At 72.4% G+C, this 17,459-nt stretch carries 20 protein-coding genes; 19 read left to right on the top strand and 1 reads right to left on the bottom strand.

Going from position 1 to position 17,459, the window contains the following annotated elements; genetic code table 11:
• The first annotated feature begins 190 nt into the window (after positions 1-190).
• From V1L54_RS27285 to V1L54_RS27195, 19 genes are all read left to right on the top strand, one after another.
• Positions 191-937, top strand: a complete 747-nt coding sequence (locus V1L54_RS27285) for a hypothetical protein (RefSeq protein ID WP_330120819.1) — start codon at positions 191-193, stop codon at positions 935-937.
• Between the two features lie 803 nt (positions 938-1,740).
• Positions 1,741-1,965 (top strand): hypothetical protein, encoded by a 225-nt coding sequence (locus V1L54_RS27280; protein WP_330120818.1) that lies wholly within the window; start codon positions 1,741-1,743, stop codon positions 1,963-1,965.
• A gap of 186 nt (positions 1,966-2,151) precedes the next feature.
• Positions 2,152-2,430: a WhiB family transcriptional regulator gene (locus V1L54_RS27275; protein ID WP_330120853.1), complete on the top strand. Its 279-nt coding sequence runs from the start codon at positions 2,152-2,154 to the stop codon at positions 2,428-2,430.
• Between the two features lie 112 nt (positions 2,431-2,542).
• Positions 2,543-2,902: a hypothetical protein gene (locus tag V1L54_RS27270; protein WP_330120817.1), complete on the top strand. Its 360-nt coding sequence runs from the start codon at positions 2,543-2,545 to the stop codon at positions 2,900-2,902.
• A gap of 452 nt (positions 2,903-3,354) precedes the next feature.
• Entirely contained in the window at positions 3,355-4,866 is a 1,512-nt protein-coding gene (locus V1L54_RS27265; RefSeq protein WP_330120816.1) for a DUF2637 domain-containing protein, read from the top strand.
• Positions 4,867-4,981: 115 nt separating this feature from the next.
• Positions 4,982-5,458 (top strand): hypothetical protein, encoded by a 477-nt coding sequence (locus V1L54_RS27260; RefSeq protein WP_330120815.1) that lies wholly within the window; start codon positions 4,982-4,984, stop codon positions 5,456-5,458.
• Positions 5,455-5,763 (top strand): hypothetical protein, encoded by a 309-nt coding sequence (locus V1L54_RS27255; protein ID WP_330120814.1) that lies wholly within the window; start codon positions 5,455-5,457, stop codon positions 5,761-5,763. Before V1L54_RS27260 ends, V1L54_RS27255 begins: the two co-directional genes overlap by 4 nt.
• Positions 5,764-6,773: 1,010 nt before the next feature.
• The gene (locus V1L54_RS27250; protein WP_330120813.1) at positions 6,774-8,066 is read left to right on the top strand and encodes an ATP/GTP-binding protein; all 1,293 of its coding nucleotides are present in this window, start codon (positions 6,774-6,776) and stop codon (positions 8,064-8,066) included.
• 21 nt (positions 8,067-8,087) lie between these two features.
• On the top strand, positions 8,088-8,507 hold the full coding sequence (locus V1L54_RS27245; RefSeq protein WP_330120812.1) for a conjugal transfer protein TraB: 420 nt from the start codon (positions 8,088-8,090) through the stop codon (positions 8,505-8,507).
• 81 nt (positions 8,508-8,588) lie between these two features.
• Positions 8,589-10,724: a chromosome segregation protein ParM gene (locus V1L54_RS27240; RefSeq protein WP_330120811.1), complete on the top strand. Its 2,136-nt coding sequence runs from the start codon at positions 8,589-8,591 to the stop codon at positions 10,722-10,724.
• A 77-nt stretch (positions 10,725-10,801) separates the two neighbouring features.
• Positions 10,802-10,990, top strand: a complete 189-nt coding sequence (locus V1L54_RS27235) for a hypothetical protein (protein WP_330120810.1) — start codon at positions 10,802-10,804, stop codon at positions 10,988-10,990.
• Positions 10,991-11,360: 370 nt separating this feature from the next.
• A complete protein-coding gene (locus tag V1L54_RS27230) occupies positions 11,361-11,852 on the top strand; it encodes a hypothetical protein (RefSeq protein ID WP_330120809.1) in 492 nt (163 codons plus the stop codon).
• Positions 11,853-11,904: 52 nt separating this feature from the next.
• Positions 11,905-12,675, top strand: coding sequence for a hypothetical protein (locus V1L54_RS27225; RefSeq protein ID WP_330120808.1), 771 nt, complete (start codon positions 11,905-11,907; stop codon positions 12,673-12,675).
• A gap of 595 nt (positions 12,676-13,270) precedes the next feature.
• Positions 13,271-13,705, top strand: a complete 435-nt coding sequence (locus V1L54_RS27220; RefSeq protein WP_330120807.1) for a hypothetical protein — start codon at positions 13,271-13,273, stop codon at positions 13,703-13,705.
• Complete coding sequence (locus tag V1L54_RS27215; RefSeq protein ID WP_330120806.1) at positions 13,692-14,081, top strand: RRQRL motif-containing zinc-binding protein; 390 nt, start codon at positions 13,692-13,694, stop codon at positions 14,079-14,081. The genes V1L54_RS27220 and V1L54_RS27215 overlap by 14 nt, the downstream gene beginning before the upstream one ends.
• A 408-nt stretch (positions 14,082-14,489) precedes the next feature.
• Positions 14,490-14,951 carry a Pycsar system effector family protein gene (locus V1L54_RS27210; protein ID WP_330120805.1) on the top strand — a complete coding sequence of 154 codons (462 nt, stop codon included), beginning with the start codon at positions 14,490-14,492 and terminating at the stop codon, positions 14,949-14,951.
• Between the two features lie 11 nt (positions 14,952-14,962).
• Positions 14,963-15,310, top strand: coding sequence for a hypothetical protein (locus V1L54_RS27205; protein ID WP_330120804.1), 348 nt, complete (start codon positions 14,963-14,965; stop codon positions 15,308-15,310).
• On the top strand, positions 15,307-16,269 hold the full coding sequence (locus V1L54_RS27200) for an AAA family ATPase (RefSeq protein WP_330120803.1): 963 nt from the start codon (positions 15,307-15,309) through the stop codon (positions 16,267-16,269). The genes V1L54_RS27205 and V1L54_RS27200 overlap by 4 nt, the downstream gene beginning before the upstream one ends.
• A complete protein-coding gene (locus V1L54_RS27195; RefSeq protein WP_330120802.1) occupies positions 16,266-16,547 on the top strand; it encodes a hypothetical protein in 282 nt (93 codons plus the stop codon). Before V1L54_RS27200 ends, V1L54_RS27195 begins: the two co-directional genes overlap by 4 nt.
• A 591-nt stretch (positions 16,548-17,138) precedes the next feature.
• Here V1L54_RS27195 and V1L54_RS27190 read toward each other — a convergent pair.
• Positions 17,139-17,459 (bottom strand): hypothetical protein (locus tag V1L54_RS27190; RefSeq protein ID WP_330120801.1); only part of this gene is annotated, 321 nt, incomplete at its 5' end.

Here is a 17,459-nt window from a genome sequence, read left to right as displayed (position 1 = left end):
CCTTCGGGGGCGGCGGCAGTGGGGTGAGCCGAGCTCCCCCGGCCTAGGCGCCTGTACCGAATAGCTCCACCTGATCCACCTCGAACGGCGCTGCTGCGCTGTCTGTCTGCCAGGACCAACCTGCCGAAAGGCCGGCCTGGCGCGGCAGAGAAGGCAGCACCCGCACTCGCTTCCACGTCAGGAGGACTCGATGCCCCGCAAGCGTCCCGGCCGCGTCCGGACCAAGAACACCAACCGTCGTGCGCCGCTGCTGCTCAGCACCGTGGCTCCGGAAGACTTCAACGTCCGGCCGGACGAAGTGAAGTCAATCACCTGCCCCGACTGCCGCACTTGGCGCCGGATCATGGGCGACAAGGTTCTCAAGATCCGCGAGCACTGCATCAGCGACAAGCTGGCGGAGGGCGAGAAGCACACCGCTTGCCCCGGCAGCGACCAGCTCGTGGTCATCGACATCGACGTCCGCCGCTGGCAGGCCAAGCAGGACCGCTTGCTGCGGGACGCGATGCCGCAGGAGAACCGACGCGCGGCGCGGCAGTTCTACAAGCCCCTGCCCGGCCCGGCCATCCCGGTCCACCAGGTCGAGGCCCCGCTGACGCTGGAGACGGCCCGCCAGTTCTACCTCGCCCACCGGGCCGGGTGCACGGCCTGCACCGGTTCCCGGCACTGCCGCGACGGCCAGCGGCTGGCGCGCCGCTTCGTCAGCGCACTGCGACAGGATCCCCAGCGGCGCCGAGCCCGCCGACTGCTGGAGGAGATCACCCGAGAGACCGAGCGGCGCGAGGCCCGCCAGATGCCGCGCCGCCGGGCTCGGCAGTGGGGCGAGATCCTCCCGGCCGTGCAGCACGCCGACGGCCAGCGAGAGACCGCCATGGAGAACGCTGTCTCCGACTATCACGGCCCGGCCGTCCCGCTGGCCCCGCTCCGCGTCACCACCTGACCCACGCCCCCCGCCCACCGGCACCACTTCCGCAGCCCTCAGGAGCCCCGTGCTCCTGGGGGCTGCCTCATGCCCTGACTTTTCCGGAGAACTGCATGCACCTGGACGACCTGAACGCCGTGCAACTGGCCGCCGCGCGGCAGGCGGCCTGACCCGGCTGTTCCTGCGCTGCACGCCGCCCCCACCCGTCGCCTGGCTGCACAGCAGCGGTAGTGGGTGGGGACGGCGTGGGGCAGCAGGATCGCCCCGCGTCCACCAACCACAAGCGCCGCCCAGGGATTGGGCCCCTGGGCGGCGCGATACAGGCCCTGAACTGGAGGAACCTGTGACCGACATCCTGGCACGCGCCGTAATCGCGGCGCACCCCACCGGCGACAGCGACCCGGACATGGACGAGGCCCTGCGCCGCGTCCGGGCGGGAGGCACCCGATGACCTGGGTGACCGGCCCGCACGGCGAGAACGGCGACGACCTGTCCAAAAAGAACACCGAAGCCAACAAGCAGAGCAAGCAGAACAGCCAGATGAAGGGCGGTGGCCGGTGAGCGACCGCCCGCCGCTGCCGCTGCGGCCCACCCCGCACGAACGGGACGGCCGCAGCGAACAACCTGCCCCGGCCCGCCCGCACCCCTCATTCACCGCGTCCCCGGAGTCCTGAATCCCCGACCCCATAGTCGCCGCCCGCGCCGCACAGCAGTACGCGGCGTGGGCGGCCTCCGTCTACGGCACCCGGCACCCCCGCGTCCGCGCGCTGCTGGCGGCCGCCGCCACGGCGGCCGCCAGGTCGTGGGAGGCCGGGCACCGGGTGCTCGACATCCACCTCATCTCCACCACAGACAAGGAGCCGGTCGTGGCCACCGACGACCTGTACCTGCGCTACATGGCCGCTTTCGAGGCCTCCACCGGGCACACCGCCGACTGCGCCGCCTGCCAGGCCGACCAGCCGTGTCAGACCGGCCAGCCGCTCCACGAGCGGTTGGCCCGTCTCCAGGACGCCTACAGCGAGCGCCAGTCCAGGCGGCAGCGCTGATCCCCCGGCATTGCCCGTCGCCCCCGCGCCTTCCCGGGCGGGGCCGGCGGAGAGCGTCGGGAGTTCCCGCCCGCTCCGGCCCTTCCGGCCGTCGACACAGAACAGCCCCGGGGCGCATCCCTGGGGGCCGATTCGTATTACCGGACCTTCTGGGAGGCCCTTGTGCACACCCTGGTACGCACCGCCCTGTACGGCTACGGCGCCGTCTCCACCGCCGCGCCCGAGCGGCCCCGCCCGGCCTGCGCCGATGAGGACCCCGAGCTGTTCTTCCCCATCGGTAACACCGGTCCGGCGCTGCTGCAGATCGAAGAGGCCAAGGCCGTCTGCCGCCGCGGGTGCCCGCTGCTGGAGAGCTGCCTCCAAGGCGCCCTGGAGCGCAACGAGTCCGGGGTGTGGGGCGGCACCGATGAGGACGAACGCCGCCGCATGAAGCGCCGCGCCGCCCGCCGCCGCTCCCCTGCCTGACCTGTTCTGGCGGCTGCCTGATCCGCTCGCACCGACCGCTGCACCACGGCGGCTGGGACGGGCGGTGACGGGGAGCCGGACAGCCCGGACCGACAGTCGAGGGGAGCCACCCATGGCCACGACGATGACCCCGCTCCAGCCCGGCACGGAAGCCGCCGCCCAGGCGTGCGCCTTCGCGATCTTCGGCAGCGACATCCCGCCGATCGTGCCGGAGGACTACCGCGGCAGCTGGCGCACCACCCTCCACGTCATCGCGGAGGAGTGGGTGGGCGAGGGCCGCGTCGAGCGGCACGCCGCCCGCACCGCGGCCGCGCTCAACGAGCTGTTCGCCACGCAGAAGCGGTACGGCGTCGGCTCGCCCGAGGTGCTCGCCGACGGCAGCGCGCTCCAGCCGCTGATCGACCGGTGCCGCCACTTCGGCATTACCACCGCCGACCTCCGCCGGCACGGCGCGCAGTTCCCCGAGAGCTGACTTCGCGCCCGCCCGGCGGGAGCCGCATCCAGTTTCGCGCCCGCCCCGTGACGCTTCGCGAGTCCGGCCGCCCGTCCCCGGGCCGCCGGCTTTTTCGTGCGCCCGGAGCGGGTAGAGCCGGTGTCCGGTTCACAAGCACCCATCCGCACCAAGAGCCGCTTCGGGAACGCGCCGCCGCGTTTCGAGAGCAGCCCCCGCCGTTTCGCGCACACCCTGAGCGACCCCCTCCGGAGGCCCCCATGACGATCACCGACTGGCCGCGGACCGCGGCTGAACCCGACCCCGAGACGGCTGCACCGGCCGCCGTTTCGGGAACACACGAGCCGGTTTCGCAGACACCCGACGCCGTTTCGGAAGTACCGGAGTTCGCTTCGGAGACGGAAAGCGGAACCGGAACGAAGCCGTCCCCGGGGAAGCTGACCGGCACCCAGAAATGGGCGGCCGGCGCGATCGTGGCCGCCGCGCTCGTGCTCGCGGGCATCGGCCTGTACCTGTCCTTCGAGCACGTCGCGGTCTTCGCCTACGAGGAGCTCCGCTTCGCCAGCCTGGGCAAGGGCCAGCTGTTCGCGGTCGGCGTCGACGTCGGCATCATGGTGATGATCGCGGTCGACTTGCTGATGGCCTGGCTCAAGCGCCCCATCAGCTGGATCCGCTACCCGGTGTGGCTGCTGACGGCCGCCACCGTCGTCCTCAACGCCGCGTCTGGCGCGCCCAAGGACCGGGCGTGGGAACTGCTGGACTACGTCGCCGCTGGCGCCCACGGCGTCGTGCCGGTCCTCTTCATCATGGTGGTGGAGCTGGGCCGCACCTCGATCGACCGCATCGTGCGGCCCGACCGGGCCGAACGCGACTCGATCCCGTGGCTGCGGTGGATCCTCGCCCCCGTGGCGACGGCCCGGATCTTCCGCCGGATGCGGCTGTGGGGCGTCACCTCCTACCCGGAGATGACCCGCCGCGACCAGGACCTCATCGCCTACGAGCAGTGGCTCAAGCGCAAGTACGACGGCGACATCTCCCAGGCCAGCGAGGACGAACTGCTGCCGATGAAGATGGCCCCCTACGGCTACACCGTCGCCCAGGCCCTGGCCATGCCCGATGAGCAGGACCGGGCAGCTCAGGAGCGTAAGGAAGAGGCCGAGCGCCGCCGCCTGGACGCCGAGACCCGCAGCGAGGTCGCCAAGTCCAGGGCCGAAGCCGAGCGGCTGCGCGCCAAGGGCAAGGTGGAGTTGGTCCAGGCGGAGGTCGACGGCCAGACCGGCCAGGCCCGCGCCCACGCCCGTGCCCAGGTCAGCGCCGCAGAGCGGGCCGCTGAGCTGGAGCAGGAGGCGCTGGACAAGGCTCTGATGGCCGAAGCTCGCGCCCGTGAGGCGGAAGCGGAGCACAAGGAGGCCCAGGAGCGCGAGGCGAAGGCCGAGGCGGACCTGCGCGCTGCCGAGCTGGAGCGCCAGGCAGCCGAGAAGCGGAAGGAAGCTGCGGAGGCCGACCGGATCGCCGCGGCGGAGGCCCAGGCGATCGAGACCCAGGCCATCGCCGAAGCCCGCGAGGCCGCTGCCGAAGCGGACCTGCGTGCTGCCGAAACGGAGCGGGCCGCCGCCGAAACGCGGCGCGCCGCCGCCGAAGCCGACCGCATCGAGGCGGACGAGGAAGCCCGGCGGAAGCTCGCCGTCGCCGAAGCGGCTGAGGCCGACGAGCGGGCCGCCGAAGCCACGCGGCGGGCTGCCGAAGCGCGGCGGGTTGCTGCCGAAATCGAGCGGCGCGCGGTCGAAGCCGAGGACACCGCGAAGCTCAAGCCGCGTGAGCGTGCGGTCCGCAGGGTCGCCCGGATGATCCTCGCGGCCGGCGGTGACGTCGACCGGCTGCCGCTGGCCGACATCCAGCGCGAGCTGGCGGTCACCTCCCCCGGCACCGCCTCCGAGTACCGCCAGGAGGCCGCCGAGCTGCTCGCCGGCGGCTACCGCCCCTGATCCACCGTCCGGCACACACCAGTGAGGGCCAGCCCATCGGAAGTGGGCTGGCCCTCGCTGCGACTGCCGGAAGCAGTCGACAGCCCCACCAGTACACCAGGAGGGAATCCCCGCCGTGAACAGCAACAACGACCCGAACCGCTCCCCCCTGCGCGACGTCGCGCAGAGCCCGGAGGCAACCGCCCGGTACCTGGCCGACGTTCAGCGGGTCCTGCTGGACATCGGCAAGAACCTGGAGACCCTCGCGCACGAGACCCGCGTGCACCTGCGCGACACGCACGTGGAGGGCGACCGCTGGTACCACGCCCGGCTGCGCGCGATGCCCGTCGAAAAGGCCCTCGGGAACGTGCTCAAGAACCTGAACAACCTGACCGAGGGCTTGGAAAAGAGCGCCTACAAGCGCCGCGCCCACGACGAGGCCGTTGTGAACACGGCCAAGAGCAGGAAGGAAAAGGAGCTGGAAAGGCAGCGGAAGAAGAACCCGCCGATGCTGCACGGCGCGCCCCACCCGCCGCAGCAGGGTGCACAGAACCAGAATTCCGGCTATGGTGGTCCCACGTCGATTTACGACCTCGGTAGGGAGTCGGCGTGACGCGCCCCCTCAGCAGCGTCGAACGCTCCATTCAAGGGCGGAACAGCTGGCTGCAGGAAGAAGAGCGCAAGGCGATCGAAAGGCGCGGCGAGATCGGCCGGATGGAATTCTGGCTCCGCGTTACCCGGTCCGGAATCGCCAAGGAAGTCAAGGCCGGCCGCAGCGATGTCATCACCGCGTTCACGCTGGTGTGCCGCCTCTTCAAGCTGGTGCTGGAGAAGCGGGCCGCGGGCGACCCGCGGCTGTTCGACCACCTCATGCAGTACGCGGACACTGTCCTCAAGCAGCACGGCCCGCGTAACTGAGCGTCACCCACGAAGGCCCCGCCGGAGCCCGGCGGGGCCTCGCGCGCGTAAAGCGTGCACACGTGCACGCGCACGCGCGTGCACACGAGACCCCACTGTCTGTCAAGTCCCCTGGAGGGGGGTGCACCGTGTCCGACGAGTCCGACGACACCGGCGGCGGAACGCTGGTCCACGGTCCCTGGAGCGGTGAGTCCACATACCCGCTGCCGCCGATCCCGGATTTCATCGACACCATTCCACCGCCGGAAGACATTCCAGCGGCTCCCCCGGAGAGCCCGGAGGAGACGACGATGGAACTGCCGCCCATTCCGGCCGCTCCGAACCCGGCGACGGCACTGCGTTCCGAAGGAATTACCGCACCGGAAACCGGTGAAGACGACGGCGAATACGAAGAAGGCGAATACGAGCAGCCTCGCTCTCTCGCTGACCGTCTCGGTGACTGGGTGGAATTCCGATTGGAAGTAGCGCGGGCCAATCACGAAAGCGAGGCGCCTTTCCGTGAGGCTGAAATAGCGCGGAAGGCCGCGCTGCTGGAGGGCCGCACCGCGCAGGAAGCCGCGATGATGGAGCAGAACGGAAAGCTCCACGCCGCGATGATGAAAGCGAAGGGCGACAAGGCGGCGGCACGCGCCAGGGCGGACGCCGACCGCATGAAGTCGTCCGCCGCCGGCCTGGGGGCGGACAAGGGCCGCTCGAAGGCCGGCGCCTCGGGCGGGTTCTCGCGCGGAGCCGTCGGCAGCGGGCCGTCCCGCACCAACTCGAGCCCGGGGCCGAACCGCTCCGGGACCTCGCGTGGCTCCAACTCCGGCGGCGCCGGCGGCCGTTCCGGCTCCGGACCGGCCGGGGCAAGCGGAGGCGGCAGGGGCGGCACGAAGGGCTCTGACCGGTCCTCTGGCAGCCGTGCAGCCGGTTCCGGACGCAGCGGTTCGTCTGGGGGCTCGAAAGGCCCTCAGGCGGGTTCTGGTGGCTCCGGTCGGGGCAGCGGCTCAGTAGGTGACGGCGGTGGCCGGATGCGGCACGGTCCGGCGTCCGGTGCCCGTGCCGAGCGGGCCCGCGGCCGCCAGGAGCGCGCCGGGGTCCGGCAGGCCAGGGGGCAGGAGCGGCGTAGTGCCGGGCACGCCGCCGGTGTCGCCGGCCGAACCAAGGACCGTGACCAGGCCCGCGCCCAGCGGCAGCAGGCGTGGGAGGACCGCCGCGCGAAGAAGGCGGAGCGTGACGCGGCGCGGAAGGCGAAGCGGGATGCTGCGTCGGCCCCGCCGGGCCGCACCACGCTGGGCCAGTCCGTCGGCGAGGAAGCCCAGCGCCGCTGGGACAAGCGCCGCTCCGACGCGAAGGCCGCCAAGGACGCGAAGGCCGGCGCCGAGAAGGTGAACCTGTCCAAGGGCAAGGGCACCGGCGGCAAGGACGGGAGAACCACCGGGGAAGGCCCGGGCGACACCTCCCGTGCCGCGAAGGACGGCACGGCGGGTGATGGGCTGGGCAGGGACTCCACGGCCGGTGACGGGACATCTGACGGTGCGAAGAAGCGGCGTCGGTTCCGGCGCCGGCGCGCCAGCGGAACGGGCCGGGCCGGATGGCGCGGACGTACCCGCCGCACCGGACGCACCGGCCGGGCGGGTCGTGCCGGGCGGCGCGGTCGTCCCTCACACAGCCCGTTCGGCGTGGAGGACTCCACCCCGACGGTGGAGTGGCCCGAGCACGACACCCGCCCGCCCAAGCGCACCGCGATGGGCGAGGACGACATCGTCGACGCGGACATCGTCCCCGACAAGCCCGCGGCCGTCACGACCGGCGCCAGGGGCCTGCCGCCCGCGCCGGAGAAGCACACCGCACGGCCCGGCACCAGCCGGCCGACCAGCATGGAAGGGAGCAGCGTGAGCAGCCCGGAAGTCAGCAGGCCGTCCGGTGCGGGCGGCCTCAGAGCCCAGCACCGCACGGACATCACGTTCGACGACTACCTGATGGAGATGGCGAACATCGCCATCCAGGCCGCCTGTGACCAGGAGCGGGCCGAAGCTCTCGCGGACGCCCTCGACAAGGTCGCCGACGCCCTGCGGGACATGGCCACCGATCTGATCGGCGACCACAACGTCAGCACCGAGGTCACCGAGCTGATCTCGGACCTGGCCGACGCCGCGGCCCGTATGAAGCAGCAGGCCGAACGGTGCGCCACCGAGTGCGGCCTGGCCCTGGAGGCCGCCAAGCTCGCGGCCGCGATGGTCGCCCGCATCTACGGCGAGGACATGGCCGCGAAGGAAGACGCGGGCCTGAAGTACGCGTCGGCCGCCGCCCACCACGATTAGAAGCAGGGAGGAAACCCGCTGATGAGCAGCGATCTCGCACCCCGCCCCAGCGGCGCGGTGCCCGCGCCGGCCGACGGCGACAACCGCTACAAGGCCATCCAGGCCAAGCTCGACGCTCTCGGGCGCGCGCTGGATGACGCCGGGCTCGGCCTGGAGGAACTGGTGCGCAACGTCCGCCAGAACGCCAAGCGCGCCGAGGACGCGGCCCGCGACGTCGAGGGCGCCGACCTCGACCCGAAGTTTGTGGAGCTGACCAGCAACGTCGGCGTCGCCCTCGGGGGCGCCGGTGTGCAGGTCAAGAAGCTGCACGACACCGCGCAGGAGACCGCCGACCTCGCCCACGAGACCCGGCGCAACCACGCCAAGCTCTACGGCGCGCTGGACGACATCCGCTCGAACCGGCGCGAGAGGACGCCCAAGCCGGGCTTCTTCACCCGCTGACCCCGCTCCCACCCCCTCGCCCACGGGCGGCCCCGCACACCTCGTGGGGCCGCCCGTGCCCATTCTGAGAAGGAGAAGCCGGTGACCACGCCGCGCAGTGTCGCGCTCGAACGCCTCGCCTACACCCTCGCCGCGCCCGTGCTGGCCGTGGCCCCCAACCTCTGCCCCGACAGCCCCGTCAACCAGGTCGTGCAGCTGGCCGGCGCCGCCGGGATCGGCGGCTGGTTCCTCGCCGCCCGGAGCGACGAGCCCGGCGCCGGACGCAAGATCCTGCGCTGGTCCCCGCTGGTCCTGGCCGCCGCCGTCGACGTCGCCGCCGGGCACACCACCGGCTTCGGCCCATACGGGCTGGACGGGCTGCTCGCCGCCGGATGGGCGGCGGCCGGCTACCTGGTGATGCCGTTCTCCCGGCACACCCGCCGCCATCACCGGCCCGCCCTTGCCGCCCCTGCCCCGCAGCTGGCGCCCACCCAAGCCCCGGAGCCGTCCCCGGCAGCCCCGGACGACGGAGCCGACCAGCTCACCCGCGACGCCAGGATGCTGTGGGAACAGGCCGGGATGCCCGGCCGCACGCACATCGTCAAGGCCACCCGGCACCCCGGCCAGCGCCACGACATGACGCTCCTGCTGCGCGCCTCGGAGACCGGACGGCCCATCACCGGCCTGTCGGAGGCCGTAGTCGCCGCCCCGTTCGGCGTGCACTCCAGCGACGTCGTCCTGGCGGAGGTCGCCATCCAGCCCGGCCGCCAGGGCGGGCCCGGCTGGATGGAAGCCCGCATCACCCCCGACGCCAACGCCCGGCGCCGCACCAAGCCGACCGCGCAGGAGCGCTGGACGGACCGGGTCGCAGGTCCCAAGGGCGGCGCCCCCGGCTCCGAGTTGGTCCACAAAACCCGCGACGACGAACGCCAGGTGACCTTCTACCGGGCGAGGATGGCCGACTCCACCGACACCCCGCGCATCGACCTGCCCAAGGTCTGCCGCGCCCTGGGCCTGCCCGAGGACGACTCCTGCGTGTTCGTCCTCATCGACGGCTCGGAGTTCCTGATCAGCGCGTTCGACACTCCGCCACTGTCCGCGATCTTCCCCGCCACCCGCGAACTGCTCACCCCGGACGCCAAGGGCATGTACGTGTGCGGGTTCACCATCACCGGCCAGCCGGTGAAGACTATGGTGTACCAGCACGACAAGAACGCCCCGGCCCACGGGCTCACCCTCGGAGTGTCCCGCTCCGGCAAGACGCAGTTCTTCGCGATCCACATGGCCGCCCAGTCCCTGGCCGGCCAGGTGGTGTGGCTGTCCACCGTCCGCAAGGACGAGAAGACCACCGTGCTCGGGAAGTACATCGACCGGCAGGGCTCCAACGCCCTGTGGATGGCCCGCCAGCTGCGCGCGGCGAAGGCGCTGTGCGAGATCAGAGCGGAGATGCCCTGGCCGCACGACGGCCAGCCGCACGACTACAAACCGGGCGACACCCGCTGCCCCTACCGGCAACTGAACGTGTACGCGGACGAGTTCATGACCGCGGCACAGGACGGGGACTTCGGCGAGTTCATCCAGAAGGACGGCGAGGACCTCACGGTCACCGGGCTGAAATACGGCATCGGCTTCAACCCCGCCGGCCAGTCACCGTTCGCGCACAACGGGTTCTCCACGGAGATGAAGGACAACCTGCGGCAGAACAGCCGCCCGGTCATCTTCAACATGGGCTCGCCCGGCGCCACCCGCAAGGCCGTGGAAGGCACCATGGAGAACGCCTACGACGTGCCGACCATCCCGGCCCGCTACTCCCGCAGCGAAGGCTCCGCGATCGAGCGGGCCATCAGAGGCGAGGCCGACCCGGAAAACGGCGTCTCCACCGGCGGCGTCGCCATCATCGTCCTCGACAACGGCCGCGCCGTGCTCATGCGGTCGCTGTACGCCGACTTCGACACCGACCTGTCCGAGTTGTTCCCCAGCGAGGTCAACCGGCTCACCGACTACGAGATCGCGGAGCTGGACAAACGCGGCCTGTGGTTCGACTGGAACGAGCCCGTGCGACCCGGCGAGTTCTGGCCCGAGCCCGACGAGGACGACGAGAGCCGATCCCGCCAGCGCGGCGGAGGCGGCAAGGACGGCGGCGGACGCGGTTCCAAGGGCGGTGGCCGCCGCACCGAGCCGCAGGTCGCCTCACCCCGCCAGGCCCTGGAGGCCATCAAGAGCCTCACCGATGCCTGACCACACCCACCCCGGGGCCGGCCCCGCCCGAGCGCGGCCGGCCCCCGCCCGACCCCTGCCAAGGAGCACCACCCACCGTGACCCTCTCGATCTCCGCCGCCGTGCTGCTGGGCATCATCGTCGCCGTCCTGGTCAAGGGCGGATACGTCCGCATCGGCTCCGCACTGGCCTGCACGCTGTTCGGCTTCACCCTCGCCGCGACCGGCCTGGCCCCAGCCATCCACAGCGGCCTCGCCTCGCTCGCCGGGCTGGTCTCCATCCTCTGACTACGCCTCTGTCCAAGGTGGGTCGGGGGTGTAGTTGAGTCCGTCGCAAAAGCGGCAGTCCCACTCCGCAGGGACCTCCCATTTATCCACCCACCAACCGACCTGCTTGCCCACGAAGTAGTTGTCCCCACCGCACCACCCGCACTCGAAGACGAACTCCACCCGATCCCCTTCCCCGAGCCTGTCGGTTCGAGGATGCCCGGGGCGCGAATGCGGTGACTACCCGCCCGCCCGCCAGCCACGCTCCCCCCTTCCCCCGCACCACCGGACAACGACCCCGGCGGCGCCGTGTACCGCACCTCCCCCATGCGCCCTCCTGGCCGCCACGGCCAGGAGGGCGCTCCCCTTTCCGCATGATCGGAGAACCCCGATGGACCCCCTGACCACCCAGTCCGGCATGCCCGAGTCCGAGGCCGCGGCCGAAGCCCGCCGCCTGATCGACAACTGGGCGAGCAAGCCCGTACACCACCACCCCACCTCATTCCGCGACGACACCGAGCCGCCGGCCTTCGGCACCGCCCCACCCGTGAGGCAGGACGACCAGCGGATCGTCCCGGCCTGGGCGGCCGGGATCGCGGTGGCCTCCATCGGCGCGGGCGCCGGGATCACCGGCATCGGCTGCGGCGCCTGGCTCGTGCTCCAGGGCCTGGCCTCCGTCACGTTGAACGCCGTCCTGATGGCCACCCTGCCGTTCGCGGGCCTGGCCATGGCCGCCACCGCCCTCGGCGGCGCGCTCAGCAAGGCCCGCGCGACCGTCACCAGGAACGTCTACGAGGGTCCGGTCACCCACCACACCGAAATCCACAACAACAGCACCACGCGCGGGGCGTTCTTCGCCCGCACCCGCAACGAGATCCGCTGACCGGCTCCGGCCAGCCCACCACCTACCCCTTCGCCGAAGGAGCAGCTGCACCATGTCCCACCACGAGCGGCAGATGAACGGCCAGCCCCGCCCGAACCACATCCCCGACCAGCTCGACCCCCCGCCCACCCGCAAAAACAGGCAGCGCCCCGCGCGGCTACGCACCGCGTGGAAGGGCTCCTGGCAGGAAGGCGGTTTCCTCTACCAGCGGTGGGAGGAGATCCTCCAGGCCCGGCACGCCAGCTGGCACGAGATCGCCAACTGGATCAAGGCGGCGGCACTGTTCGGCGGACTCAGCCTCATCGTGATGATGGTGGACACCGCCGGTGACATCGTCTCCGCCACCCTCAAGGGCCTGTCCACCGCCCCGGCCACCGACGCCGGTGACGGCAACGGCCTGTGGGGCACGGTCGACCACCCAATCCGGGCGTTCCTCACCGACCAGGCCGCCCACCTCGCCGTCACCCCCGCCGCGCTGTACGCATTCTGGCAGCTGACCGGAGCGCTCTCACTCATCGGCGGCTTCCTCGGCAACGCCGGCGCCCGCATCGCCTGGCTGCTGTTCGGCATCGCAAGCCTTGCCATGATCTGGTCCGCCACCCCGGACGGAGGCCGCGCCGCCGCCACCGGGCTCGCCACCCTCATGTGGGCACTGGCCAGCACCTTCGCCCTGCGCGGTCTGACCTTGCGGCCCATCGTCCACAACCATCCGCCGCAATACCAGTTCAACCCCGCGCTCCACTTCCACGCGCCGACCCCGACGGGCGACGACTTCGGCAACTTCAACGGCGAAGAGGGCAACGTGCACCTGCTTCAGCGCTGACCCAAGGCACCGCCTGGCGGCACACCCACCCGACCCTCTTCGACCAACTTCGGCAGCGAGCCGCTCGACTGCTCCGACCCGCAGCACCCGCTGAAGACCTGACGCCCTGCCTGGCCCTCGCCCCATCCCGCACCCCGGGACCGGGCGAGGACCGGACAGGCCGCCCGGCCGAACGCACCGCCCGTGCCCCGCCGACACCAGCACGACGTCGACGGGGCGCAGCGTTGTCACCCGACGACTGGAGGAGATCGCTCGTGCTCATCCCCCGCCCGCGCCGCCGGATCGGTCGGCCCCGCCCGCAGCGCCCCGGCCCCCGCTACCCGACCCCGCCCCACCGGCCGGACAGCACCCGCCGCGCGCGATAGCCAGCGACCCCGCCCGCGCCCGGACCCCGGCGGCCACGCTCCTGCAGCGCGCCCACCACCGCCTGGCCACCGGCGGCTGGTGCCACGGAGCCCTGGCCGACCGCAAGCCCAGCCAGCAGCCAACCCTGCCACCGCCTCTCCGCCTCGCCCTGCCAGGGGCAGCCGCGCCCTACCCGCGCGCGGCTGCACCGGCAAGGGAAGCCACCGAGCAGAAACGGAGCCCTTTCACCATGCCCCCAGCCCTGGACGAGATGCTCGGCCCTGAGCGGGCCGCCCAGATCATCAAGGACTTCGCCCGGGACCTCGCCCACCGCGACGGCCTGCCCGAGAACATCGCGCTGCGCCTGGCGTGCGAGCGCGCCACCGACGGCGACCCGCTGCTGCTGGCCGCGCCCGGCCAGGTGTGGACCCTGCGCCCGGACGCCGACCCCGACGACGCCCCAGCCCGCCGCCTGACCATCTACGGGAGGCTGGAGGCGCCGCCGCGGATCCTGGTCCTGGCCGACGACAACCTGCCCGGCGGGACCGACGCCGCAGCGGACACCGGCGACGAGGACGAGGGCGAGGACGGGATACCGCTGTCCGTCTTGGACCGCTACCAGCTGCAGCACTGGTCCCCGGCCTCGGCCGCAGGAAGCCGCAGGAGCGGCGATGGGCTTCGCTGACCGGCACGAGGAACTACCCACCTACCGGTGGCGCCAAGCCCCGGCCGGGTTCGCGACCCGCCGCCAGCTGCGGGACATGGGGCTGCGGCCCGGCGGCCAGGAGCCCGTCGCGCGGATCGAATGCCGCAGCGGCAAGCGCTTCGCCTGGCTGTACCGCATCGACCGCGCGGCGCCGAAGATCCCGATGACGCTCGCCAAAGAAGCCGCGCTGGACCGGGCCATGGCCGCCCGCCAGACCTGCCCGGTCTGCCGCCGCCGGTACTTCTTCGCTCTGCCGCTGCGCACGCTCGGCTCCTGCCTGGAGTGCCACGACGGAACCCCCGCCGACCCCGCCACCTACACCCAGCCCGCCGGCGGTCACCGGCTGGCGGCCTGACCACCGCACACTACGAGAAGGAGAGTCACTCCGTGGGGCTTCCCGCACCTGTCCGGGCCGCCGCACTGGCGGCCGCCGTGCCGGTCACGCTCGCCGCAGCCACCGCCGCGCTCCGGGCCGTCCCGTGACGGCTGTCCGCCGACCGGCACCACATCGACCTCTCCCCCGAGCCGCGCCGCGACTGCCCCGACTGCCGGGGTGAGGGCGGCTGGTGGGCCAGCGGAGCGAAACCGGAGGCGGATGCCTGCGGCTGCTGGGCCCTCCGCCTCCCGCTGCTGCCCGTCCGCGCCCCTGGTTCGACGAGCCGCCGTTTTGACAACCCGTTCTCCTGCCCGTCAGGGGCGGCCGACCGTACGCGGCCGGCCGCCCCTGACGCGTGGGGCCCGAGACCCCAGGAGGTCCCCTTCGATGACCGTGGCCATCCCGGCTCCCAGTCCCTCGCAGAACCTGGACGCCGCGTGCGCGTCGGTCGCGGGTCAGATCGCCCGCACCGACGGCAAAGCGAGTCTGCTGCTGGCCTTCGACGGCGCCGTGCTCGCCGGACTCGCCTCCCTCGCCGACACCGGCCTGCCGACCGCGGCCAAGGTGTTCGGCGCGCTTGCGGTCGTCGCCCTGGGCGCGGCCGCGGTGCTGCTGCTGTTGGTGGTCCGGCCCCGCCTGGACGGCACCGACCGCGCCAGCTTCCCCCACTGGGCACAGCTGGACGAGGACGGTATCCGCGCCTGCATGGACGGCGACACCCGCCCCGCCCAAGTGCAGGTGCTGTCGACCATCGCGATGGCCAAGTTCATCCGGCTGCGCAGGGCGGTCGACTGCAGCCTGGCCGCCCTGGCCCTCCTCGCGCTGGCCGCCGCCGGCACCGCCTGGTGACGGCGGCCGCGATGACCGCTACCACCCGCACCGACCGCGTCCGCACCGCGGCCGCCATCGCCCGCCTCGCCCTCCAGCAGATCCAGGACGAAACCACCGGCGACATCGCCGCCCCCGAGCTGGCGGCGATCGTGCGCGAGCTTCACGACGAAGCCGACCCGCCCGGTGGCGTCCTCGGCGCGCTCGCGCAGCTGCTCACCCGCACCGCCCAGGCCGCAGCGCTCACCCCGGGCGACACCGACGACCGTGAGGCCGCCGCCTGCGCCCTCGAGGAAGCCGCGGCCTTCATCACCGACTCCGCCGGGATGCGCCTGCACCTGGCCACCCGCACCCTCCACCCGCAAGGAGAACGCCCGTGACCGCACCGCTGTCCCCGCACCTGCCTGAACGCTGCCTGGTGGTCCTCATCGGCGCCTCCGGCGCCGGCAAGTCGACGCTGGCCGCCACCTGGCCCGCCACCCAGGTCCTGTCCCTGGACGCCCTGCGCGGCACGATCAGCGACAACCCGGGCGACCAGGAGGCGACCGCCGACGCGGTCGACGCCCTGCACCTGCTCCTGGAGCGCCGGATGGCCCGGCGCCTGTTCACCGTCGTCGACGCCACGAACGTCACCCGGTCCGCCAGAGAGCCGCTGGTCGCCGCCGCCAAACGGCACAACATGCCCGCCGTCGCGGTCATCGTCGCCACCCCGGCCTCCGTCTGCATCGAGCGCCAGGGCCCAAGGCCGGCCAACCGGACGGTGCCCGAGGACACGGTCCGCCGCCAGCACAAGGCGATGGTCCACTCCCACTCGGCACTGCTCAGCGAGGGCTTCAACGAAGTCCTGTTCGCCGACTCCCTGTACCGCCTGGAGCCGCTGCTGCGGACGCTGTCCCAGGCCCGCGAAGCCGACCTCGGGCTGGACGGCAGCGACGGCCTGGGCGACCTGCTCCTGCCCCGCCGCTTCTTCGGCCCCGAGATCCTGCCGCTGTGGCGGTGGAGGGACGGCTCCGACATCGCCGACGGCGACCGGGTCGCGGAGATCCGCCTCGGGCAGCAGCACCTCACCCTCGCGTTCCGCGAGGACGTCGACGGGGAGGGCGACATCGGCTTCGACGCCCTGGTGCCCTGCCCCTTCGACCCGGAGTGCGCCGGCTACGCCTGGGCGCCGGTCTACTCGGTCACCGACCTGTACCGCGCGCTGACCGGCGCCCTGGACGACGCCCCGGACATCGCCTGCACCGTCCACGGCGGATTCGGCGACGCGGACCAGGAGGCCGACGGCCCCGCGGACACCGCTGGCTGCGGAATGCGCGAGCTGGAGGCGGTCGGCGGATGACCACCGACCCTGTCACCGGCGCCGCGTGCGGATGGGACCAGGCCGTCTTCCGGTGCTGCCGGTGCGGCGCCGAGCACACCGCCGCCACCGAGGACGACTACCTGAAGGCCGTCGGCGTCCACGGCGACGCACACGCGGTGTGGGACCGCCTGAACTCCATCGAACGCGACGGTCTCATCTCGATCCTCCGCACGATCGTGTCCGCGCCGGACCTCGCCGTCGAACTCCTGGCCCTCGCCAACCAGCAGCGGAACCTCACCGGAGGCGACACCGCATGAACCCGCACCCCCCGCACCCGCACCCGCTCACCCCGACCGATCTGCCACCGGCGACCAGCGGCAGCACGGCTGCCCGGACTGCCACCTGCCAGTCCAAAGCGGCGCCGCAGGGCTGGCCGCGCACCGCAACACCGTGCACACCCGCCGCGGCGACCACCGCATCCCGATCACCATCCGCCTCAACTTCTGACCCGGAAGGGGTATCCACATGGCCGCAACGGCCCAGAACGCCACCACGAGCACCGACCGGTACGCCGACTACATCGCGGCCCGCGACCGCCACACCGCCCTGCTGACGAAGCGGGGCCCGCGGCCCGGCCACGCCCTGGCCGTCACACTCGTGGACGGCCGCCCCACCCGCCCGGTCCAAGTGCCGATTCGGCCCGGTCCGCGCCCACATCCGCCACGCCCGCACCAAGAACACAGTGCACGAGTACGACATCACCGCCCGCAGCTATCTCGGATGCCCGTCAGCGTGAGGCATGTGAGGTATGCAGGAACTCACCGACATGCCTCACAGCTATCCCAGGGGCCTTCAGGCATGTTGACGATGCTCAAGATCGGATAATTCGGTCTGTCGTCCTGACCGAATCACACCAGGTCATCCCATGCCCATGCAGGGGCGGCATCCTCATTGGGCTCCCGCCCGAAACGGAACCGATCCCGATGGTCGCTGACCTCGACGAACTGAGCGAAGTGCCCCGCTGCAGGAAACCGTGCGACCAGGGCGCCCACCTGCTCGTCCGCCTCGGCCTTCCGCAGCGCGTCGAGCAGGCGAGCCACCGCGTACGGGTGGTCGAGGGGTGCGTGTGCGGCGGCGCGCTCGGCCAGGGCGGCTACCTGCTCCTCCGCCCCGGCCTTCCGCAGCGCGTCGAGCAGCCAGGCCACCGCGCCCGGGTGGTCGAGGGGTGC

This window comes from Streptomyces rubellus (genome assembly GCF_036323805.1).
Lineage (GTDB): Bacteria > Actinomycetota > Actinomycetes > Streptomycetales > Streptomycetaceae > Streptomyces.
This window is presented reverse-complemented; position numbering and strand designations above follow the sequence as displayed.